Source organism: Streptomyces sp. NPDC057654, assembly GCF_042800135.1.
GTDB lineage: Bacteria > Actinomycetota > Actinomycetes > Streptomycetales > Streptomycetaceae > Streptomyces.
This window is the reverse complement of the sequence record NZ_JBHVHQ010000008.1, coordinates 15,593-36,248: the sequence shown is the minus strand read 5'-3', so window position 1 is coordinate 36,248 and position 20,656 is coordinate 15,593. Positions and strand designations below refer to the sequence as shown.

Below are 20,656 nucleotides of genomic sequence, written 5' to 3'. Positions count from 1 at the left end.
CCGTCCACATGGGAGGACGGCGCGCGGCCGCGAGCACCGCGTCGGTCGGACAGCTTCCGTCTCCGCGTGTCCGGCGGGCGTCTGTTCTACTGCAGATCCGGAAGGGCTTCGCTGCCGCCCTCGGGGGCAGGGCCTCCGTTGTCCTGGACGATGTCCTCGGGGGTGTTGCCACTGCCCTGCCACTGGGCGGCCATCTGGCCCTGCTTCACCGGGGACTGCTGCTTGAACCATGCCAGTTGCTGCCCCGTGAGAGCGCCGAGGAAGTCGCTCGCGGCCATGTGCACTCCTTGATGGTGGTGGTGTGGTCGTGTCCATGGGATGGCTTCCCCTGTCGGCACGGTTGTCCCGCCGCTTGAGCTGCCTGGCCCACAAGCATCAGTCGATGGCCCGACCCCTGAAACTCTGGCTGCCTGGCAAGCTTCCTGGTCAGACAGCCCACCACCAGACCGGCAGTACCCCGGTGGCCGCGGCTTCCTTCACTCGGTTCCCGTTGTCAGCAGAGCACGCCGCCGAGGTCAGTAGCGGACGCAGCTCTACCTTGCACCGTGGGACACGGATAGGACACCGGGGCCGATGACCCGCCGCCTCACGAAGCGGCAGCAAACCCGCGTAGGCAACGCCTGGCATAGCCCGTTCGAAGCAGGTTCTCAGTGGTCTCGGCGGGTGGAGAGCCGGATCGAAGAACAGCGCCGGGAGGCGATGCGGCGGGTGCCTCCCGGCGACCGCCGACACCGTCGCCGAAGCGGAGTGCAGGACCTGATCGAGCACTTCGCGAAACCGGAGCGAGGAATGGAAGCCCTCGGCCGACGCTGCCGGGGGCTTTGATACCTGGCTAGGGGCGGTCTGGAGAAGTGCCTAGACGCGTCGGCAGAGCCAGCCGATGACGTACTGGGCGTCATCTCCCGCCCGTCCGTAGTCGCTGTGCTGCTTCTTCGCGCAGCGGTAGGTGGTTTTGCCGTCGGTCACCCTGAACGGCCAGTAGATGACGAAGAGATCATCATGGCCGCCGACGCCGCACCCCCAGCCCTTGACGCTCACGTAGCTCGGCTCGTACGGGTTGGGGTGCGGCTTTCTGATCAGTTCGCAGGTGTAGAGCTTCTCCTCGGCGGCGGGCGCGGCACCGGCGGGGGCGGCCAGCGCGATCAGCCCGGCAACCAGCGCGTACGCGACGATCGATGCGCGAAGTTTCACAGTCGTTCCGTTCCTCTCGGAGCAACAGGCCGTCCAACCCGCCGCACGTCAGCTTCCGCCGCCGCGCCGCCGGCCGGACGGCCGTCTACCAGCGACCCCGATCTCGAGGAGGCGGAAACAGTCCACCGCCTCCACCGCTGCACCCAGGAGTGGTGCACACGATGACCCCCTGAACGGGGGAGGAAGAACCGATCATTCAGGACGCGAGATGACGCCGCTGCGGCCCCAGACGGCGCCCTCGGAGGACAGTGGTAGCAATACGCCTCATGATGTTCCTCCAGTGTTGAGCAAGGCGGTCTGCCTCGTGCTGTCACTGGCCTCCATCCCCTGCCACGACGGCGGCTAGCTGTCCTGCCGACAGCGACCACCTGATCCGCCGAGCGCCCTCGGCCACACGACTGCCCCGGAGTGCGCCCCAGTGCACCCCCGCCCAGAGCACAGCTGGCTCGCGCGAACGACGCTTGACATGCCCCTTTCGAAGCAAGTTCTCACGCGATCCGGCAGCCCGACGACGAGGCTGAGCAGCATCGCCCCAGGTCAGCGATATCCGTTGTTTTTGCGGCCGTCGATACGGAGACCCCTCTCCCTGTGGCTGCGGTGTGCTGCCGTTCGTCCCACCAGGCATCGCCACACCCCCTCTCCGTGCCTTAAGGATCCTCTGATCCATGGCATCCGGAAAGTGGAAGGGGCAGGCTAAGGCTGTGCTGGAATGGGAAACTGGCATCGACAGGCCGGAGTTTCGGAGAGTTTGCTGCGCATCAAGGAAGGGTTCTTCGATTCAGTCGTGGCGGTCGACCAGCAACAGGGCGAGTGGCCCTCCTTGGAGAAGGAACCTGCCGTCGAGGGCTGCGGCGATGGCGTCCTGGACCGGCCACCAGGACAGCTTGAAGTCGCTTTCGCTGAGCGTGAGTTCCTGCGGTCCGAGGGTGAGTTGCCGGGCCTCGAAGAACGAGACGCGAGCGGTGGAGTTCACGCTCAAGGCGTACGAGCCCAGCGGTCTCCACGCGGCGTCGGTGATGCCTGCCTCTTCGCGCAGCTCGCGGCGGGCGCACTCCTGCGGTGTTTCGCCGTTCTCGCGTCTGCCGCCGGGGAGGAAGAGGTACTCCCCGCCGTGGACGGGGAACAGAGCTGTGAGGGGAGGGCGACCTTGCCGGTCTCGTCGCGCGCCACGATAACGGACGCGTCCCGCAGCGGATCGCCCTGAACGTCTCCCATGGCGGGCGAGCGTAGCGGTCGTCAGAGAACCATGTGTGCGAACGGCACGTTCATGACCGTCGGGTGTGCGATGCCCCGTCCGTGGAAGCCGCCTTCCCCGTAGGCGTCGCCGTGGTCGGCGCACAGGATGACCAGCCAGTGGTGTCGTATGGTCAAGGTGTTGATCAGGCGGCCGAGGTGCGGGTCGGCGTAGGCCAGGGCGGCGCGTTGGGAGCGTACGGTGTCGGTGCTCTCGCCGAGGTAGTGGCCGTGGGGGACGTGGGTCGCCGAGATGTTGACGAACAGGAACAGCGGCCGGTCGTGTGTGTCGGCGAGGATCAGGGCGTGGTCCACCTGGTGGCGGGTGGAGTCCGGCTCCGGGGAGCAGAACCGCGACTGCCGGTGGTCCTCGACCCCTACGCCGAGGAGTCAAGATCATCGTTATGTACCGGCAGAGCGTGCGCGAGGAGCTCGGCCTGAAACCCGATGGCCTCGACCGGTACGTTCTGGCGCTCCAGAAAGCCGAGCTGGACTTCGTCCAGTCGGTCACGAACGTCGTCGAGGAGTCGGCCGTAGAGGTGACAGCGCTCCGGATGGCCCCGGGCGACCCCGCCGACGGCCAGTCTCCTCCTGCCATGTGACGAGACTGGCGGTGTCCGCCCGCCGAGGCGGACACCCAGCCGCTAGCGACCCGGGCTGCGCGGGCGACTCATCGTGGGAGATCCGCCGTGCGTTCGGTATGGGCGACCGTAGCGGGGTCGGTGCTGTTCACTTGCGGGTGCAGGGTCTGCCACAGAAATGCGTATTTCAGGGCGTGGGCTTGGGCTGCCTGGGCGTGGTCGGCGGCTCCTTGGTGGCCGCCGGCCGTCGTTTCGTGGAAGAGCACTTGGTGTCCCTGGGCGCGCAGCAGGGCTGCGGCTTTGCGGGCGTGTGCGGGGTGGACCCGGTCGTCGCTGGTCGAGGTCACCAGGAGTACCGGCGGGTAGGGCTGGTCGGCGCGGAAGTGGTGGTAGGGGGAGATGGCCTCCAGGTGTGGTCGGTCGGCGGGGTCGTCGGGGTCGCCGTATTCGGCGGTCCAGGAGGCGCCGGCGTGCAGCAGGTGGAAGCGCAGGAGGTCGAGGATCGGGGCGCTGATGATCACGGCGCCGAACAGGTGGGGGTGGCGGGCGAGCATCGCGCCCATCAGGAGGCCGCCGTTGCTGCGGCCCATGATGCCGAGTTGGGCCGGGGTGGTGATGCCGCGTGCGATGAGGTCTTGGGCCACGGCGGCGAAGTCCTCGAACGCCTTCGGCCGGTGCGCCTTGAGGGCCGCCTGGTGCCAGGCGGGGCCGTACTCGCCGCCGCCTCGGATGCAGGCGACGGCGTACGTGCCGCCGCGGGCCATCCAGCCCTTGCCGGTGAGGGGGAGGTAGTCCGGGGCGAGGGTGCGGCCGAAGCCTCCGTATCCGTACAGGAGGGTGGGGGAGGGGCGGCCGGTGTCGGGGCCCACGAGGTAGTAGGGGACCTGGGTGCCGTCTGGCGAGGTGGCGAAGTGCTGGCGCACCCGCAGGCCGGAGGTGTCGAAGTGCGCGGGCGTCTGTTTGAGTACCTCGCTGGTGATGCGGGTGCCGATCTCGCCGCGGTGCAGGGCCGGGGGGTGCAGGAACCCGTCGATGGTGAGGAAGTACTCGTCGCTGTCGCGGTCGACGGCGGTGATGGTGGCGGAGGCCAGGGGCGGCACGTCGGTGAGCGGGCGGCGGGTCCAGGCGCCCGGCGTGCTGTCCGCGGGCGGGGTGAGCACCTCGATGCCGGTGTTGCCGTCGGTGCGGGTCTTCAGCAGCAGGTGGTGACGGGTCCACGCGTGGCCCGCGAGCGCGGTGCGCGCGTCGGGGGCGAACAGCACGGCCGGCTCGCGCACTCCCTGGAGGAAGGCGTCGAAGCCGAACGCCAGCAGCGAACCTGCCGGGTGCCCCTCCCACTCCGACTTCGGGATGACGATCAGCCACTGCCGGTGGGCATACGCCCGGGAATCGTCGGGAACGTCAAGCTTCACCTCCTGGCCGTCCTCGTCCAGGAGAAAGACGTGACGGTGCCAGAAATCCCGGTGCACCGAGACGAAGTGCCGCTCGAACCCCGGCGTCGCATCGAACCACCCCACGGTCGACAGGTCCGACTCCGTTCCTTCGAAGACCACCGGCGCCTGCGCCAGGGGGGTGCCGCGCCGCCATTGGCGCACGGTGCGCGGGTAGCCGGAGGCCGTGAGCGATCCCGGACCGAGATCGGCGCCGATGTAGAGGGTGTCCTGGTCGATCCAGCTGGCCCGGGTCTTGCCCTCGGGGACCTGGAAGCCGCCGGGTACGAACGCCTTCGTCTCCAGATCGAATTCGCGTACGACGACGGCGTCGGATCCCGAGCGGGACAGCGTGACCAGGGCTCTGTCGTAGCCGGGGTAGAGCACCTTGGCGCCGGCCCAGGACCAGTCCTCCCCTTCGGCCGCGGCCAGGGCGTCGAGGTCGAGGAGCGTCTCCCAGCCGGGGTCCTCCCGGCGGTACTCGGCGAGGGTGGTGCGCCGCCAGGTGCCCCGTACGCGCTGTGCGTCCCGCCAGAACCCGTACAGACTGTCTCCGCGTCGGTGCACGTACGGGATGCGGCGCGGATCGTCGAGGATGCCGCGCAGTTCGGCTGCTGTCTGGGTGAACTCGTCGGTGCACAGGAGTTGTTCGGTCTCCTGGGTGCGCTCTTTCGCCCAGGGGAGCGCTTCCGCGCCGTGCAGGTCTTCCAGCCACAGATACTGATCGTCAGCGCCCACTCACCGAGTATGACGCCGCCGCGGTCCTCAGGGGTCAAAACCGTGGACTTGCGCAGGACTTGGGTGTCTCGCAGCTGACGACGGCCTGGGGAGGAGGCTGCTGACTCAGCCGCCGCGCTGCGGATCAGAGGCCGGGGGCCACTGGGGCGTGCCGGACCCCGGGGCGATCGTGCCGCTCGTCGGTACCCACGGCGGCCGACGGCTCTCTGGCGGGGCGTTCGCGTCTGTCCGTTCGCTGTGTGCGGGCAGGATGACGCCCTCGGTGATCAGCTGACGGCTCGGAGCTGTTCGAGGAGTTCGTCGACACCGGCCGTGTGCGCGTACCGCGACAGCTTCGGTTCAAGGTCGCGCACCATCGTGACACATCGGGGGGCGTTGATACGGCTGGCGAGTTTCAGGGAACGCAGGGCGGTCACTGCCGCGGCTTCCGGTTCGCCGTCTTGGAGATAGGTCTCAGCCTGGTAGGCCAAGAATACGGATCGGGTCGTGGCACGGGGAGCGGGCAGCAGAGCAAGGCCCTCGTCCGTCTGTTGGTGGGCCTGCTGCCGTTGGCCGAGGTCAGCGAGGCAGCGTCCGCCGTCCGCAGAGAGATCGGCATTTATGTTGGCGCTTCGTTCTGTCTCACGTAGCACGCAGTTATGTTCGCGTAGCTGCTGACTCAGGGGGTCCGATGAAGCGCACCAGCACGTCCATTACCTGCGGTCTGCAAGGCGCTGACGCCTTCTCCGGCCAGTCGGCGCCGGAGGCCGTGGTCCTCCTACACCGGACTGCACAGGCTCGGACAGCCGGTCCGTGGTCATTCGACGCGTCCGCCGTGCTGGAACGGGCGGGAGCATGCGACGGCAAGTGCTTCATCCTCGGCCCCGACGGTTCGTGCGACGTCCAGTTGAACCGGTTCGGGCGCGAACTCGACAGCTGGGGCGTGCGGTCGGACAACGGGCACGAGGGCTACATGCGCGACATCATGCTGTACTGCCGGTTCCTGCACGAATCCCGGGGAGGGAAGTCGATATGGGAGACGGACAGCGCTGATCTGCGCGCCTACAAGGTCGTCCGCATGCGCATCGACGACGAGAACTCGATCAGCGCTGCCACGTGGCGCCGGTCCATCGCGGCTCTCGACAAGTGGGTGGAGTGGTCCATCTACGAGGAACTGCTGGATCACGAGCCGTTCCGGTACATCGACAAGACGGTCATGACGCCGCAGGGACCGAAGCGAGTCCGGGTCAACGCCGAGTACGACGTGGACGATGACCAAGAGCCCTTGCACATCGTGCAGTTCGTCGACTACCTGCTGTGGCGCAATGTCGGGCTGCGGGGCGAGCTGCCGGACGGCAGACCGGACCCGAAGTGGCGTGGCCGGCACGGTGAGCGCAACGCGCTGTTCGCCGACTCGCTTGTCTACACCGGCATACGCCTGGGCGAGGGAGCGAGTCTGCTGACGACCGAGCTTCCTCCCGTGGCAGGAGGCCGGGGAGACATCTACCTCGCGGCTCAGGTGACCAAGCGGCACAAGGCCCGCAGGGTGTTCGCAAATCGGCGGACGCTGCGGGCGTGGCACCACTACCTGTCGATCGAGCGTTCGGCCGTGGTGGAGCAGGCGCGGGCCCGTGGGCGGTACGTCGGGCTGGAGGAGTTCGTTCCGGTGGGTCGCGCGGGGCGTCACGCCTTGACGGTGGTGGGCTCTTCCCGCGCTTGGTCGTACTCGAAGATCGGCGTCGGCGTGCGGCAGAACCTGTTCCGTGTGGATGCCGCCGGCCTGCCGCGGGAGCCGCTGGCGCTGTGGCTGGGCGAGGACGGGTATCCGCTCAAGCCCTCCACGTGGCAGTCAGCCTTCCGCCGGGCCAACGAGCGCTGTGCTTCCTTCGGGATCGACATCGACGTCTCGCCCCATACTCTCCGTCATGTTTTTGCAGTTCAGATGCTTGGTCTGATGCTGCGGCAGACCATCCGCGCACTGGGGCAGCGGGCGGACCGGCGCTTTACCCGGGCGGAGCTGGAGCGGCTGCTGTTCGGCAGCCCCATGCGCAAGTTGCAGCTGCTTCTCGGGCATGCGCACGAGTGGACGGTCTACATCTACTTGGACCTTCTGGATGAGTTCCAGGAGATCGTCCTGTCCGCGCTCGCGGAGTGGGACATCCAGGTCGCGGCCCTGGAGGCCGTTGCCGCGGAGGCGGCGGCTGCATGAGGACGCGGCGCGTTCGGTTTCCAGCAGCGAGCGACATCCCCGCTCCTCCGGACCCGGTGCCCAGTATCGGGCCGGTCGCCTTCTCGCTTCAGTTCGGTGGGAAAGACGTCCACTACGACCTCTCGCATCTGCCGTGCCCCCGCCTCGTCCGGCCGATCACCTCGTGCGACCAGTCAGCAGCCAGTACCCGCGGCATCAGCGGCGCGATCACCGCCAGCCACGGCAGGCTCGCGAACTCGTTGCGCATCAGGCGGTGCTCACTGCGGAACTGCCGAGCCTCGGACGGTGCGACGCGCAGGATCACCGGCCGGACCCGCCCGGCCAGAGCCAGGCGATAGACGTTGTTGTACATACCGGTACTCAGCTCGACCGCGGACACCGGCGTGACGCCCCCGAAGGCCCGTCGGCAGATCTCCCCGACCTCCTCCGCGGTCAGTGACTGCTGGAACGCCTCCGAGGCGCGCGCAACCGGCTGGAAGTCCATGCCACTGCGGATGCGATGGGCCCGCGCCGTCACCCTTCTCCCCGTGAGAGCCGGGCGACCCCCTACGGTCCGGAGGAAAGGCGTTGCACCGCCGGGAACACGTTGTCCATACGCCTCACGCTACCGGTCCCACCCGGCCCCGAGCGGGTGAAAGTGGGGTGCGCGCCCTGACGCGGGGACGCTCCTCCATGAAGCCGCCTGCAGCCGGGCCGTTCACCACTCCACCGCCTGCACGCCCAGCCGCAGCACAGCGAACGCCTCCCGATCCCGCCCGTGCTCGCCGCGCCCCGCCACCGGGCCATAGCCAGCCCTTCCGAGCCGGTGTGCTCGACCTGCCCCGCCCCCTTGTTCTGCGAGCCGTAGCAGGCCAGCGCCCGTTCCTTGCGCTCCGCCGCCGTGCCATCGGCTCCCGCACCTCGTACCCCAGGACGGTCGGCACCCAGTGCGCCTTCCCGCAGCCGGCGAGGTTCCGGCTCCCGGACATCTCCAGGGCCCGCCAGCCTCGGCGAAGGCATCCCTGTCAACCTCCGCGATGCCCTGACAGAATTTCGGCACCGTGAACACGGCCCTGGTCGCAAACGCCATCACCCGCGCCACAGGCCACTGAACAAACGGCCATCGCCTATGGATAGGGCGTGAATTGTCGTAGGCCAGAGAAGGTACGTGAGAGTCGTCAGACGCCTACGGAAGCCGCCCAATGGTGTTCTGGGGTTCAGCCGTCGATCCTGGGAGGGAACTTCTCTTTCACGTTCACGTCGATCAGCGCGTGTGCAAGTCGGCAGAAACTGGGGTCTCCATCGACCAGGAGCGTGTACGTGATTGCCTCTCCTGCCCCCAGGCGGCCGGGGCAGATGCTCATTCCGTGGTCGTCCAGGCCGTCAAAGATCAGGCCCACGGCAGCCGGCGGTTCTGCCGCCATTGAGACCAGTTCCACGACTGGAAGGCCAAGGACGATGCGCAAGGGCTCGTCCTGGTCGAACTGGGCGCTGGAGATGTCGCGCCGGCCGGTGTTCTCCAGGCGCAGGTTCACCAGCCGCGGATTGTGCAGCTCCCGCTCTCCAAGACGAATGTGCAGCACGTTGGCCGAGATGTTGCGCTGGTGACGCTGGACCAGGGAGGAGGAGCTGAAGGAGTACATCAGACGGCGTTTGGGGAAGGCGGCACGGCGTGTTGCATACACCCCGGCGGCTCCGATGCCAGCACCGACGGCGACGCCAGCAGCTGCCCAGAACGTCTCGGAGGACCAGAGGGGACCGGTGGCGGCCGCAACGTCTATCGCGACGGCGAGAGCTGGGGTCATGCGGGTGATTTAAGCAGGCCCGGAACATCAACTTCTCAGTTCGGAGAAAGCACCCACAACGCCCTGCACACCCCGACGAAGGCGTGCCACGTCACCAGCCTCATCCCCGCACACCTGCCCACCGCCGAACGCCGCGCCCGTTACTTCACCGACACCGCCAGCATGTGGCACCAGATCGGTGACGCCCGCCGCGCCTGCACGCGACGCTGCCCGGCGAGTTCGACCGCATCATCTCCACCGTCGCAGTACGCCCCGTGCCCGTCTCCTGGCTGAACGCACTGCGCCCTGGCGGGCGGCTGGTCACCACTATCGCCGGCATCCGGCTGATCCTCATCGCCGACAAGACGCCGGACGGTGGCGCGCGCGGCTACATCGCCCCCAACGGTCGCCCTCGGGTGCCGGTCTCGGCGGCTGCCAGGGCCGTGGCCATGGGCTGGGCCAAGCGCATGACCACCGGCACTGGGCAGTAGACCAGTTGTACCGAAGCCGGTAGCGGCGCGATGGGCTATGAGGTCTTCCCCTTGAGATCCCGTTAGAGGGCTGACGTCGTATCAGGTGGGGCGGATACGGCTTGCCAGTTCGTCTGCGCATGCGGCGACGGCGGGCACATAGTCAGCGCAGATCGTCAGGAGTGTTGTGACAGCCTCGGCTTCTCCACGTGACAGGCCCACACGAGGTGCGCCTTCTTCGGAGAGGAGTTCCCAGAGTTTCCCGACGGCGGCACTGTGCGGATGCTTCAGCCCTCCGTCGTCAGCTGCGGAGGGCACATTTCCGGAACCGAACGTCACGTTCTCCACTACATCCGCCTGGAGGACTTCACCTCGGATGTTCGCCCCGTCGCCTATATGGTTCTGAATACTCATGTTCGCGACCTTACGGCGGATCTCGATTGCTGGGAACAGCGATTCTCTCCACTTCATCTTATGCGGGCATTTTGGGTGAATATTGTTTCCCTGGTCGTGGTGTTGATGCTGAGAGAGGGGGGCCTGAACGGCGTGGCAATGTCCGGATTCGAATCCACTGGGGGCAGGGCGGGCGATCGTGCAGGAGGGACTCGGCGGCGGCGGCGCTCAAGGCTTCCGGGCAAGCACGCTGGCACGGCCGCCACCCGTAGCGGCGAGGAGGTCCACGTGGCGGACCGCAGGGACCGGAACGGCCGGGCGGGTGGGACGGCGTGCGGGAGGCCGCTCCGGCGGGCCGTGCGCTCCGGTGCTCGAAGGGAGTGATGGTGAATGAATGTGCGCATATGCTCGAGTGGCGCACCGTCGGTAGCCTTGCGTGACAACTGGTAAACGCATCGTGGCCTAAGGGGTTTGTATGACGGCCTTCCAGCCCGCCTTCGAAGTCACCCACGTCGACTCCATGCAGTGGAACCGCACGGCGATGAACGTCCCCGAGAACCAGGAGGGCCAGGCTCCGGTGGCCCCTCTGTCGGATGACGTGCTCGCCAGGGTTCAGGCCGCTGTGAAGTCGGAGACGGCTCACGCGCAGCGCTGACGGTCCCTGACGGGACTGTGTGAAGAGGCGGGGTGCGCCCGGTGGTTGCCGGGCGTGCCTCGTGCGTCGGGGCAACCGCTACCAGGGGGACGTTCGTGGTTGGACTGGTCCACGTCGACTTCAATCTCACCAACGCCTGCAATCTCTCGTGCAGTCATTGTCACAGTGCGTCAGGGGCAGCTCTTCCGGACGAGCTCACCACCCGTGAGATCGTCGCGATCATCGGCCAGCTGCACGCGCACGGTGTCCTGAGCGTGGCCTTCGCCGGGGGCGAGCCCTTCGTGCGGAGGGACATCGTGGCGATTCTCAGCGCTGCCTGTGCGTTGGACGGGTGGCGGGTGTCCGTCATCACCAACGGCCTGTTCTTCTCCGACGCGATGCTGGGCGTGCTGGCCGAGCAGTGCCCGGGGCTCGGCGTCAACGTGAGTATCGACGGGTCGACTCCGGAGTCCTTCTCCGAGCTGCGGGCCCAGCCAGGTGCCAGCCGGTCGGCGAAGGAGGCGCTGTTCCGCCGGGTCACTGAGGGAGTGCAGCGGGCCGTGGGCGCGGGGCTGGACGTGTCGGTCAACACGACCATGACGCGGGCGACGATGTCCGACCTGGTGCCGACCTATGCGATGGCCACCGGTCGGCTGGGGGCCCGGTCCCTGGTCGCCATCAAGTTCTTTCCCGCCGGGTACGGGCGCGCGCACCTGGAGCGCTTCGAGTTTCCCTCCGCTGTGTGGTCGCAGCAGTTCCAGCAGCTGACCGTGCGCAAGCTCGCCGGTGATCTTCCGCTGATGCAGCTGTCCCTGCCCAGTGCGTGGGAGTTCTATCTGCCCCTGATCGAAGGCGGCTTCGACCTCGCCACGGCAGAGCGGGCCTGGCACAACCGCAGCCCGCTGCGCGAGAGCGCCTACGGCCGCCACCGCACGGTGGGAGACGTCGCCGGGGTCACCGAACTGTGCGTCAGCGGGGACGGCAGCGTCTACCCGAGCGTCCTGATGGTGGGCGAGGAACGCATGCGCTGCGGGTCGCTGCGCGAGAGCGAACTGGGCGAGCTGTGGGAGAGCGCCGCGCCGCTGCGGCAGCTGCGCGACATGCGCCTGTCCGACATCTCACCGGCGTGCGATGGCTGTGACCTCGCGCGGCTGTGCGGCGGCGGGTCCCGTTCCCGGGCGCTCGCGCAGCACGGCAGCCCCTTCGCGGCGGATTCGGCGTGCACGCTGCTCGCCGCTGGGCTGACGGAGGCCGCCTCATGAGCTTTCGCGTGCTGGGCAAGGGGCCGGGGGCGGCCCGCATCGCGCTGCGGGAGGGGAGCGTGGAACTGCGCGTGGCAACCGCGGTGATCACGGGCAACGGGGATGCGCGGCGTGCCCTGGCCTGGGTCCTGGCCAACGACCCGCCGCCGGGCGGCCTCATCGCGGAACTGGCGGCCCCGACCGAGGCCGTGTGCCGCCTCCTCCTCGGCCTGGCGCGGCAGGGAGTACCGCTCGCCAGCTGGGGGGAGCCGTGGGTGCGGCGCTGCGCCGAGGCCGAGGGGGCGCGGCATGACGGTTGACGTCCTGGTGATCGCGCCCTTCCGCCGGCCGACCTTCCGTAAGGCCATCAGCTCCCGGTACCCGGTGCGCGAACCGTGGGACTCGCCCCCACTGAGCCTGGCCGGCGGCCTGGAGCAGCACGGGCTGCAGGTCGCCTACCTCGCGTTGCAGAACCTCTTCGACAGCTGGGACGAGGCCCGCGACCTGCCCGTCCTGCGGTCCGTTCTCAGAAGCACGCCCGCCCGGATGGCGGTCTTCACGGGCGACTACTTCATCCCCAGCCGCTCCACCGCCACCCTCTTCGGCATGTCCGTGATCGCCAGGGAGCTGAAGGCCGAGTACCCCGACATGATCATCGGTGCGACCGGCAGGCTGCCGACGACCGCGGGAGCGCAGCTGCTGGAGCAGGTGCCGGAATGCGGCTTCCTGGTCCACGGCGAACCCGACGCGGTGATCGGAGACATCGCCGGACAGATTCTCCGGCACGGGGCCGCCGCCCGGCACGAGAGCCTGGTCACCCGCGCCACCGCGGCCGCCGGACAGCGCCCCCACGCGGCGACCACGGCGACGCTGGACGAGACGCCGATGCCGGCCTGGCGGCTGCTGGAGCGCTCCATGACGTGGTGGGAGCAGCTGGGGCACGGCACGGCGACGGACCCGATCCCCTTCAGCCTGCGCACCAGCGCCGGATGCCGCTTCCGGTGCCGCTTCTGCGCGGGCGTGCCGAACTGGCTCAACTACCGCACCAAATCGGCCCCCCGGGTGGCCGCCGAACTGGACGCGCTGGCCGGGGCCACCGGAGGCCGAGCCCACTTCGCCTTCCTGGAGGACGAGATCTTCACCCGCGACCTGGAGCATGTGAAGGACATCAGCGGCATCTGCGTGGCGCGCGGCATCCGCTTCGACGGCCTCTACACCCACTCCAGTCTCCTGACGCCCCAGGTGGCCGGGCATCTGGCGACGATGACCCACCGGGTGTTCCTGGGCCTGGACAGCCCCGACGACCAGATCCTCAGGGGCATGGGCAAGGGACAGCGTTTCGATACCGTGCTGGCCGCGGTGGAGACCGCGCGCGCCGCGGGCCTGGGCACCCATCTCGAATGGATCATCGGTTCCCCCGCGGACACCGTGGACAGCCTCATCGCCAGCCTCAATCTCCTCACGACGCTCTACGCGACCGGCGTGGTCGAAAGCATCAACACCTACGTGTACTGCCCGCACCCGGGCACCGAGTACGCCGAGCACCCGGGCAAGTACGGCCTTCACCTCATCGACGGCCTCGAGGACATGCAGGAGTCGGGCGGCTACCCCGCCTACCGCACGCAGCACCTCACCCGTCAGCAGATCTTCACCGCTTATCTGATGAGCCAGCTCGCGCTGGCCGAGATCGGCCGCGACCGCGACCGGGGCGTCGTGCACACCAGCGTGGGGACGCCCAGCCGCGGCGAACTGCACCGCATTTTCGGCAAGCTGACCGAACCGACGGACGGATGAGCATGACAGGCCACGTGTACGTCCTGGGCGTCAGCATGTCCAGCCACGACCGGTCGGCCGCCGTGCTGCGCGACGGCACCGTCCTGGCGGCGGTCGCCGAGGAACGACTGGACCGGCGCAAGAAGTCCCAGGGCTTCTACAGCGGCGCAGGCCACCTCGTGCTGCCCCCGCTGGCAGCGATCACCGCGGTCCTCAAGGAAGCCGGCATCCAGCTGGACGAGGTGTCCCTGGTCGTCTGCGGACGCTCCATCACCACCTGCCGGGAGGAACTGCTGCGCTACCTCCCCATCGACGCGGACAAGGTCGTCGAGCCCGCGGCGCCCTCCCACCACCTGGGGCACGCCTACAGCGCCTACGCCACCGCCCCCTTCCCCGCCTGCGACGTCCTCGTCATCGACGAGCAGGGACATCATCTGCGGGACGGCACGTTCGAGAAGTGCACCTGGTTCACCGGCGCCGGCCGCGCGCTGCAGGTACGCCGCCGCTTTCTGGGGCGCGGCGGCGAGCTCAGCCTGGGCATGTTCTTCGACGTCTTCGCCGCCCTGACCGGCCTGTCGGAAGCGGGGCTGCCCGCCGCGGGAAAACTGATGGCACTGGCGGCCACCGGCCGCCCGCGCCCCCAGTGGCCGGCCCTGATCCATCTGGAGGAGAGCGGCGACGTCCGCATCGAACTGCGGGCGCTGACCGACTTCCTGCTCCAGGCACACCTCCCGCTGCGGCCCGGCTACGAGGGCTGGCAGCCCCAAACGGTGGAAGACCTGCGCCTGATGTTCCAGCCCGTCCACTGGGACACCGCCCTGGCCCGGGACCTGGCCCGCACGGCGCAGGACGAACTGGAGCGGGCGGTACTGCACCAGGCCCGCACCCTCCAGCGCGCCAGCGGCGCCCGCTACCTGGCCTACGCCGGAGGCGTCGCCCTGAACTGCACCGCCAACTCCCGCCTGAAGGAGGCCGGCTACCGGGACGTCTTCATCCATCCCGCGGCGACCGACGACGGCGTGGCCGTCGGCCTGGCGGCCTACGGCTGGATCGAAGTGCTGGGCCATGCGCGCCCGGCCACCGCGCCTTTCTCCGCGTTCCTCGGTCCGGCCTACCCCGCGCACCGCACCCGCCAGGCCCTGGATGCGGCCGGCCTGGGCGGCCACGACCGCCGGGTGGGGCCGCAGCAGGTGGCCGAGCGCATCGCCGACGGCGCGCTCGTGTGCTGGTTCACCGGCCGCTCCGAATGGGGCCCGCGGGCGCTGGGCGCCCGCAGCATCCTGGCCGACCCCACGGCCCCCGGCGTCGTCGCCCGCCTCAACGCCGAGGTCAAATACCGTGAACCGTTCCGGCCCTTCGGGCTGAGCATCGCCGCCGGCGCGCAGCAGAACCTGCTGGAGACCGCGGCCGTCCCCGCCTCCCTGGAGAGGTACATGCTCGCCGTGGCCCGGGTACGCGATCCCCGGCTGGCCCCTGTGCAGCACACCGACGGCACCATCCGCTACCAAGTGGTCCACCCCGACCAGGAGGCGTACCACCAGCTGCTGCTGGCCCTGGGGGAGCGCACCGGCCTGCGCGCGGTGCTGAACACGTCCTTCAACACCTACGGCGAGCCCCTGGTGGAAACCCCTGACGACGCCATCCGGCAGTTCCTGCTCTGCGGCGCGGACGCCCTCTACCTCGACGGCACGCTGATCGAGCTCGCCGCCCTCCCCGCCGAAGTGCGCCGCGCAGCATGCCGCGACGCGCACGGGGCCACCGCCTTCGACCCGCTGCGCCTGGCCCTCCAGCAGGAAGCAGCCGGCTTCCCCGCCGCCGCACGCACAACACTCGACCTGCTCACCGTCTCCTTGTCGCTGGGCCCCGAGCGGCTGCGCGACCGGGCCGCACTGCTGATGCGCCTGGCCCTGGACGGCTACTCGCCGGCCGGCTGCGGGCCGGCCGACGCCGTGCACCATGCCGGGGAAGTGCTGCGGTGGTCGGGCATGCCGCCCGTCGCCGCCGCAGCCGCCACCGCCCTCGCCCGCCACGCCCAGCCCGCCGGTTGTGCGGACCCGGCGGCCGTTCTCGGCCAGGACGCGGCCGCGCTGCTGGCCGCGCTCGCCCCCCAGGGCCGGGCGGCCCCCACCCTGCGCGCCGTCTTCGCCCCCGACAACCTGCCGGCGGCGCCGTGAACACACCGTTCGTCCCCGTCCGCCCGCTGGAGGACAGGGTGTGGCTGGTCGCAGGGTTCGACGAGGCCCAGCAGGTGCTCGCGGACGCCCGCACCTTCCGCACCGCACAGGCCGACGAATACGTCCCCGGCTACTCCCGCAGCTTCTTCCTGGCCACCGACACCGGGACCGCCGGCGACCGCACCCGGTTCCGTTCGGCCCTGGCCGCCGCCCTCTCCCCCCAGAACCTGGCCGCCCTCACCAGCCACGTCATGACCCCCCTCGCCCGGCGCCTGGCCGGCCAGCTCCCCGACCACACCCCCTTCCACGTCCCCGACGCCTACGTACGCCCCTACACCCGGCAACTGAGCTACGCCCTCGCCGGCCTCGACCCGGGCACCGCCGTCGAGCTGGCCGGCCGGCTGCGCGTGGCCACCGAACTCCTGGCCTCCGGCGACCGCGCAGCCGCCCTGACCCTCCTCCACACCGTGCGCACCACCGTGCGGAACGTGGCCGAAACCGGCGGACTCGATCCCCGGGGACTGCCCGGATTCGCGATCCAGCGCGGCTTCATCACCGCAAGGGAAGCGCCTCTCCTGACCATCCCCCTCCTGGAAATGGCAGCTCTCGACATGAGCGGCGCCCTCACCCAGGCCGCCCTGCACACCACCGCGCAGCTTCCGCCCGCCCGACAACGGCACCTGGCCACCCCGGAAGGCGCCCTGAACACCGCCGCACACACGGCACGGCACCTCCCCGACATCTACGTGACACGCGTCGCCACCCGCCCGGCCCGCCTGGCGGGGACAGCGCTCCGCCCCGGCGACCGCATACTGATCGACATCCCAGCCGCCAACACCGACCCCCGCCGACCCCCACCGTCCCGCCACCCCTGCCCCGGAACCGCGCCCGACCACCTGGCCTTCGGACACGGCGCCCACCTGTGCCGGGGACGCCCGCTCGCCCTGCACACCGCCGCGACAGCCCTGCACCAACTCCTGGCACGCGGCACCCTCACCGCCACCGCGCACGCGGACACGCTGGTGCTGCACCCGTGAGACCGGCCTACCGCGAGCTCCGCACCGACCGCACCGTCACCTGCCCGGCAACCCGCCGCGACGGTCACTGGCACACCGGCGCCCCCACCTCCCACCACAGCAGCCCCCCCCGCACCTACTACCCCCGCACCAACTGCTGGGACGTACGCCACCACACCCTGACCGCCGACCTCCAACTCCCCCCAGACGACGCTCTCGCGGACCTCCAGCAGGCCCTGCACCACCTGGACACGGTGCCCTGGCCCCCGCAGACCACCCCCACGCTCCAGCTCACCCGCAGCCTGCGCGACTACCGCAACTCCGAAGGCATGACAACCGCCCTGGCCACCGACACCTGGGACCTGTCCCTGCACGGCCCCACCGGAACCTCCCTGCGCCGCCTGACCCACAGCCCCGCCGCGCTCGCCCGCCTGGCCGCCCGCCTCGCCGCCCAGTGGCAACAGCAACACCACCAGCCGCCACCCGCCCCCGCTCCACTCCCGGACCACACCGCCCTCGTCCTCGCGCCGGCCGTAGCCGGCGTGCTGATCCACGAACTGATCGGCCACGCCCTGGAAGAGGGCGACCTCCCGCCCCGCACCCCGGTCCTGCCGGCCCACACCCGCATCACGGCACCGCCCGCCGCGGGCCGTCCGGCAGACGACGAGGGAGTCACCACCCGCGCCCTGACCCTGGTCGACGACGGCACCACCGCCCTCGCCCCCACCGACCGGACCACGACGCCGCACGACTCCTGCCCCGCAGGCCACGCCTGGTGCGCCCCGCACGGCCTCCAGCCGCGGCTGCGCCTGCTCGACCTCACGGTCCACAACCCCGCGGCACCCCACGGCCACGGCGCCTGGCCCGCCGCCACCGCCTACTGCACCGCCGTCCGCGGCGCCCAGTACCACGCCGGCCAGGCACTCCTGGACATCTCCCACGCCGAGCTCGTCACCAGCGGTACCGCCCCCCTGCTCCTGGCGCCCTTCCGGCTCGCCGCCGGCCATCGCGACCTCGCCCGCGCGGTGTTCACCACCACCACGCCAGCACTGTTGGACAAACCCGACCACGCACCCCGCGGCGCGTGCATCAAACACGGCGATCTCCTCCCCTCCCGGGTCCAGTGCCCACCCCTGCTCCTGCCGCACCCCCGCGTGATGAGGTACGGACGATGACACATTCCTGGGAGATCCTGCGCCTCCACGCACGCTCCCAGCAGATCCGGCCCGCCGAGCGGACCTGCCACCACGAGAGGGCGACCCGGGTGACGGTGACCGTCCACGGCCGCCTCGGCACCGCCACGGCACACCACGGCCCCACCCCGCCCGACCTCGACACCCTCATCCAGCAGGCCATCCGCCGCGCCGCGCACGGCCCGCAGCAGCCCGCCGCCCGCGGCGCCGCACCGCAGCCCGCACCGCCAGCACTCGCCCCGGGGGACCTGAGGGGCCTGAGCTGGCTCCAGGCGAGCGGAACGCACACCCAGCACATCACCACCAGCGTGGAATCCTCCACCGGAAACCACCGGCACACCGCGCTCTCCTACCGGTGGCACGAACTCTCCAGCGGCCGCCACCTGCTGGCCCGCATCCCGCCCGGCGCGCCCGAGCACACCGGCCCACCACCCGCCCACGACCGGGCACACTGGCTCATCCCGCCCCATGCCCTCTCACAGGTACTGCTCCAGCCGATCCTGAACGCCCTCACCGGCCGCACCCGCCTGGACCACTGGCCCCACACCTCCCTCAGCGACCCCGCATGGCACCGCGGCACCGACTACGAAGGCACCCCCCGCACCCCCACAACCTTCGCCGACCACGGCACACTCAGAACCCACGTCACCGACCGCGCCACCGCGTGGACGCACCGCACCCACTCCTCCGGGCACAGCGGCCTCAGCGGCCCCGTCGTCCGCGACCTGGTCCTCGCCCCAGAACACCCCCCGCAACCCCTGCCGGCCACCGCCACCCTCGTCGTCGCCGCCGCCCTGCTGGCCTGCGGACCACACGGCAACAACCCCGTCATCAGCCTGCGCCCCCTCGGCGACGACGGCACCCCCCAACCACCGGCCCTCATCACCCCACGACACCTCGCCGCCTTCCTCGACCACGGCCAGTGGTGCGGCCCCTGGCAGCGCGGAGCCGGCCCCTGGACCTCCCCCTGGCTCATGATCGGAGCACCCGCACCATGACACCCCCCGCCGCCCCCGCACTGCGCCGCACCCGGCATTTCACCGCGCTGCTGGCAGCATCCGGAGTCTCCGCGGTCGGTGACGGCGTCCGCCTCGCGGCATTCCCCCTCCTCGTCATCACCCTCACCGACAACCCCGTCGCCGTGACCGGCGTCGCCATCGCCAACCGCCTTCCCTGGCTCCTGGTGTCCCTCGTCAGCGGCGCCGTCGCCGACCGCTACGACCGGCGCACCCTCATGATCCTCGTGGACCTCTGCCGCGCCGCCGTCGTCTCCGCCCTGGCCATCGCCGTACTCACGCACGCCGACCCCCTGACCCTGCTCTACGGCGTCGCCCTCCTCCTGGGCATCGGCGAAACCCTCTTCAGCACGGCAGCGCAGGGACTGCTGCCCGACCTGGTGAAAGCCGAACAACTGCCGCACGCGAACGGACGCCTCTTCACACTCCAGAACGTGGGCTCCAACTTCATCGGCCCCATGGCCGGCAGCTGGCTCTTCAGCCTCGGCAAGGCCGTGCCCTTCATCATCGACGCCATCAGCTTCGTGATCGGCTCAAGCCTGCTGTCCCTGGTGCCCAGCACGAACCGCCCCTCCACCACCTCCTCCTCCACGTCCCTGCGCAAGGACGTCACCGCAGGCATCCAGCTCGTCCGCCACCACCCGCTGCTGCGCTCCTTCCTCCTGGTCATCACCGTCGTCAACCTGACGCAGAGCGCCGCCCAATCACTGCTCGCACTGCTCGCGGTCGACGAACTCGGCCTGCCCCCCTCTCAGTTCGGTCTCATCCTCGCCGGCAGCGGAGTCGGCGCCTTCCTCGGCGGCATGCTCTCCCCCCGCATCGGCGACCGCCTCGGCGTCCCCGCCATCCTGCTGCCCGCGGTAGCCGTCACCTGCCCCCTCTTCGCCCTGATGAGCTGGACCGACCAGCCCGCCGTCCTGGGCCTGGCGCTCACGGTCAACGCCTTCTTCGGCCTCATGGCCAACGTGCAGATGACCTCTCTGCGCCAGCAACTGGTACCCCGCGAATACCTGAGCCGCGTCGCCAGCGTCAACATGCTCTGCGCCTTCGGATTCGCGATCCCGGCAGGAGCCCTCGGCGCCGGCCTCCTGGCCGAGCACACCACCATCCGCACCGTGTACCTGGGATGCGCCCTCCTCATCCTGCTGCTCGTCCTCGCGATCACACCGACCATGCGCCCGGCCTTTTTGCGCCGCACCATCAGTGCCCTGCACAGCGCTGACGAGAGGAGCCCCGCACCCTGAGGGGCGGAGCGGCCCGGCTGCGCCGCTCTCCGTAGAGCTGTCGCAGCGAAGTCAGCCGGGCCGGAATGTGGGGGAGACAGCTGAGGGGCGGTCCGGCGGCCGTGACGCTGACAGGGGCGTGGTGAACACGGTGTTGGCTTCATGCCCGTGATGTCGCCCAGGCAGAATTGGTCGTGTCATTGTCTTTCAGTGCGTGAACTGTCGGCAGCCTCTGACTGGCGAGGTGGAGCCTGGGGGAGCCGCTGAGAGGCCCCGAGCGCCCGCCCGGGCACGAGATCGCTTCGCCACGACTGGCTCAGGGAACCTTCAAGGTCAACTTCGACGGTTCCCTTCTGATCCTTCACCCCGGCGACGTTCCGGGGACGGCAGTCCCTTCCG

General features: G+C 69.9%; 19 protein-coding genes and 2 pseudogenes. 12 read left to right on the top strand and 9 right to left on the bottom strand.

All coding sequences use genetic code 11. The features are described from left to right. Positions 1 to 86 precede the first annotated feature (86 nt). From ACFU99_RS01730 to ACFU99_RS01715, 4 genes and pseudogenes are all read right to left on the bottom strand, one after another. Positions 87 to 278 (bottom strand): hypothetical protein, encoded by a 192-nt coding sequence (locus ACFU99_RS01730; protein ID WP_384384252.1) that lies wholly within the window; start codon positions 276 to 278, stop codon positions 87 to 89. A 577-nt stretch (positions 279 to 855) separates the two neighbouring features. Beyond that, the gene (locus ACFU99_RS01725; RefSeq protein ID WP_384384249.1) at positions 856 to 1,191 is read right to left on the bottom strand and encodes a hypothetical protein; all 336 of its coding nucleotides are present in this window, start codon (positions 1,189 to 1,191) and stop codon (positions 856 to 858) included. A 778-nt stretch (positions 1,192 to 1,969) separates the two neighbouring features. Next, positions 1,970 to 2,530, bottom strand: coding sequence for an NUDIX domain-containing protein (locus tag ACFU99_RS01720; RefSeq protein ID WP_384384247.1), 561 nt, complete (start codon positions 2,528 to 2,530; stop codon positions 1,970 to 1,972). Further along, positions 2,428 to 2,745 (bottom strand): annotated as a pseudogene (locus ACFU99_RS01715) (sulfatase-like hydrolase/transferase); the annotation flags it as partial. The gene ACFU99_RS01720 and the pseudogene ACFU99_RS01715, both read right to left, overlap by 103 nt. 83 nt (positions 2,746 to 2,828) lie before the next feature. On the opposite strand from ACFU99_RS01715, the gene ACFU99_RS01710 reads away from it, so the two are divergent. Continuing rightward, the gene (locus ACFU99_RS01710; RefSeq protein ID WP_384384244.1) at positions 2,829 to 3,026 is read left to right on the top strand and encodes a hypothetical protein; all 198 of its coding nucleotides are present in this window, start codon (positions 2,829 to 2,831) and stop codon (positions 3,024 to 3,026) included. 68 nt (positions 3,027 to 3,094) lie between these two features. Here the strand turns inward: ACFU99_RS01710 and ACFU99_RS01705 are convergent, their stop codons facing one another. Then, positions 3,095 to 5,173, bottom strand: coding sequence for a prolyl oligopeptidase family protein (locus ACFU99_RS01705; protein WP_384384241.1), 2,079 nt, complete (start codon positions 5,171 to 5,173; stop codon positions 3,095 to 3,097). Positions 5,174 to 5,439: 266 nt separating this feature from the next. Continuing rightward, complete coding sequence (locus tag ACFU99_RS01700) at positions 5,440 to 5,643, bottom strand: hypothetical protein (protein WP_384384238.1); 204 nt, start codon at positions 5,641 to 5,643, stop codon at positions 5,440 to 5,442. 200 nt (positions 5,644 to 5,843) lie between these two features. Here ACFU99_RS01700 and ACFU99_RS01695 point away from each other — a divergent pair, with 200 nt between their 5' ends. Then, a complete protein-coding gene (locus tag ACFU99_RS01695; RefSeq protein ID WP_384384235.1) occupies positions 5,844 to 7,361 on the top strand; it encodes a tyrosine-type recombinase/integrase in 1,518 nt (505 codons plus the stop codon). Between the two features lie 112 nt (positions 7,362 to 7,473). Here the strand turns inward: ACFU99_RS01695 and ACFU99_RS01690 are convergent, their stop codons facing one another. Both ACFU99_RS01690 and ACFU99_RS01685 read right to left on the bottom strand, forming a co-directional pair. Continuing rightward, positions 7,474 to 7,845 carry a hypothetical protein gene (locus tag ACFU99_RS01690; RefSeq protein WP_384384233.1) on the bottom strand — a complete coding sequence of 124 codons (372 nt, stop codon included), beginning with the start codon at positions 7,843 to 7,845 and terminating at the stop codon, positions 7,474 to 7,476. Positions 7,846 to 8,557: 712 nt separating this feature from the next. Next, positions 8,558 to 9,145, bottom strand: a complete 588-nt coding sequence (locus ACFU99_RS01685; protein WP_384384230.1) for a hypothetical protein — start codon at positions 9,143 to 9,145, stop codon at positions 8,558 to 8,560. 206 nt (positions 9,146 to 9,351) lie between these two features. Here ACFU99_RS01685 and ACFU99_RS01680 point away from each other — a divergent pair. Further along, positions 9,352 to 9,522 (top strand): annotated as a pseudogene (locus ACFU99_RS01680) (protein-L-isoaspartate(D-aspartate) O-methyltransferase); the annotation flags it as partial. A gap of 174 nt (positions 9,523 to 9,696) precedes the next feature. Here ACFU99_RS01680 and ACFU99_RS01675 read toward each other — a convergent pair. Continuing rightward, positions 9,697 to 10,008, bottom strand: coding sequence for a hypothetical protein (locus tag ACFU99_RS01675; RefSeq protein ID WP_384384227.1), 312 nt, complete (start codon positions 10,006 to 10,008; stop codon positions 9,697 to 9,699). 454 nt (positions 10,009 to 10,462) lie between these two features. Between ACFU99_RS01675 and ACFU99_RS01670 the strand changes: the two genes are divergently transcribed. The 9 genes from ACFU99_RS01670 (at position 10,463) to ACFU99_RS01630 (ending at position 20,278) form a co-directional block, all read left to right on the top strand. Next, positions 10,463 to 10,642 (top strand): hypothetical protein, encoded by a 180-nt coding sequence (locus ACFU99_RS01670; RefSeq protein ID WP_384384225.1) that lies wholly within the window; start codon positions 10,463 to 10,465, stop codon positions 10,640 to 10,642. 95 nt (positions 10,643 to 10,737) lie between these two features. Then, positions 10,738 to 11,883, top strand: coding sequence for a radical SAM/SPASM domain-containing protein (locus ACFU99_RS01665; protein WP_384384223.1), 1,146 nt, complete (start codon positions 10,738 to 10,740; stop codon positions 11,881 to 11,883). After that, positions 11,880 to 12,182 (top strand): hypothetical protein, encoded by a 303-nt coding sequence (locus ACFU99_RS01660; RefSeq protein ID WP_384384220.1) that lies wholly within the window; start codon positions 11,880 to 11,882, stop codon positions 12,180 to 12,182. Before ACFU99_RS01665 ends, ACFU99_RS01660 begins: the two co-directional genes overlap by 4 nt. Beyond that, positions 12,172 to 13,656: a B12-binding domain-containing radical SAM protein gene (locus ACFU99_RS01655; RefSeq protein WP_384384217.1), complete on the top strand. Its 1,485-nt coding sequence runs from the start codon at positions 12,172 to 12,174 to the stop codon at positions 13,654 to 13,656. The genes ACFU99_RS01660 and ACFU99_RS01655 overlap by 11 nt, the downstream gene beginning before the upstream one ends. A 2-nt stretch (positions 13,657 to 13,658) precedes the next feature. Beyond that, positions 13,659 to 15,809 (top strand): carbamoyltransferase C-terminal domain-containing protein, encoded by a 2,151-nt coding sequence (locus ACFU99_RS01650; protein WP_384384214.1) that lies wholly within the window; start codon positions 13,659 to 13,661, stop codon positions 15,807 to 15,809. After that, positions 15,806 to 16,846 carry a hypothetical protein gene (locus ACFU99_RS01645; RefSeq protein ID WP_384384212.1) on the top strand — a complete coding sequence of 347 codons (1,041 nt, stop codon included), beginning with the start codon at positions 15,806 to 15,808 and terminating at the stop codon, positions 16,844 to 16,846. Before ACFU99_RS01650 ends, ACFU99_RS01645 begins: the two co-directional genes overlap by 4 nt. After that, positions 16,843 to 18,000 carry a hypothetical protein gene (locus tag ACFU99_RS01640; protein WP_384384210.1) on the top strand — a complete coding sequence of 386 codons (1,158 nt, stop codon included), beginning with the start codon at positions 16,843 to 16,845 and terminating at the stop codon, positions 17,998 to 18,000. The genes ACFU99_RS01645 and ACFU99_RS01640 overlap by 4 nt, the downstream gene beginning before the upstream one ends. Further along, the gene (locus ACFU99_RS01635) at positions 17,997 to 19,016 is read left to right on the top strand and encodes a hypothetical protein (RefSeq protein ID WP_384384207.1); all 1,020 of its coding nucleotides are present in this window, start codon (positions 17,997 to 17,999) and stop codon (positions 19,014 to 19,016) included. Before ACFU99_RS01640 ends, ACFU99_RS01635 begins: the two co-directional genes overlap by 4 nt. Then, positions 19,013 to 20,278, top strand: a complete 1,266-nt coding sequence (locus ACFU99_RS01630) for an MFS transporter (protein WP_384384205.1) — start codon at positions 19,013 to 19,015, stop codon at positions 20,276 to 20,278. Before ACFU99_RS01635 ends, ACFU99_RS01630 begins: the two co-directional genes overlap by 4 nt. Positions 20,279 to 20,656 lie beyond the last annotated feature (378 nt).

Excerpts from the sequence above, each read along its gene's own strand:
- ACFU99_RS01730 (WP_384384252.1), bottom strand. The coding sequence starts at position 278 with ATGGCCGCGAGCGACTTCCTCGGCGCTCTCACGGGGCAGCAACTGGCA.
- ACFU99_RS01710 (WP_384384244.1), top strand. The coding sequence starts at position 2,829 with ATGTACCGGCAGAGCGTGCGCGAGGAGCTCGGCCTGAAACCCGATGGC.
- ACFU99_RS01695 (WP_384384235.1), top strand. The coding sequence starts at position 5,844 with ATGAAGCGCACCAGCACGTCCATTACCTGCGGTCTGCAAGGCGCTGAC.
- ACFU99_RS01690 (WP_384384233.1), bottom strand. The coding sequence starts at position 7,845 with ATGGACTTCCAGCCGGTTGCGCGCGCCTCGGAGGCGTTCCAGCAGTCA.
- ACFU99_RS01685 (WP_384384230.1), bottom strand. The coding sequence starts at position 9,145 with ATGACCCCAGCTCTCGCCGTCGCGATAGACGTTGCGGCCGCCACCGGT.
- ACFU99_RS01675 (WP_384384227.1), bottom strand. The coding sequence starts at position 10,008 with ATGAGTATTCAGAACCATATAGGCGACGGGGCGAACATCCGAGGTGAA.
- ACFU99_RS01670 (WP_384384225.1), top strand. The coding sequence starts at position 10,463 with ATGACGGCCTTCCAGCCCGCCTTCGAAGTCACCCACGTCGACTCCATG.
- ACFU99_RS01660 (WP_384384220.1), top strand. The coding sequence starts at position 11,880 with ATGAGCTTTCGCGTGCTGGGCAAGGGGCCGGGGGCGGCCCGCATCGCG.
- ACFU99_RS01655 (WP_384384217.1), top strand. The coding sequence starts at position 12,172 with ATGACGGTTGACGTCCTGGTGATCGCGCCCTTCCGCCGGCCGACCTTC.
- ACFU99_RS01650 (WP_384384214.1), top strand. The coding sequence starts at position 13,659 with ATGACAGGCCACGTGTACGTCCTGGGCGTCAGCATGTCCAGCCACGAC.
- ACFU99_RS01635 (WP_384384207.1), top strand. The coding sequence starts at position 17,997 with ATGACACATTCCTGGGAGATCCTGCGCCTCCACGCACGCTCCCAGCAG.
- ACFU99_RS01630 (WP_384384205.1), top strand. The coding sequence starts at position 19,013 with ATGACACCCCCCGCCGCCCCCGCACTGCGCCGCACCCGGCATTTCACC.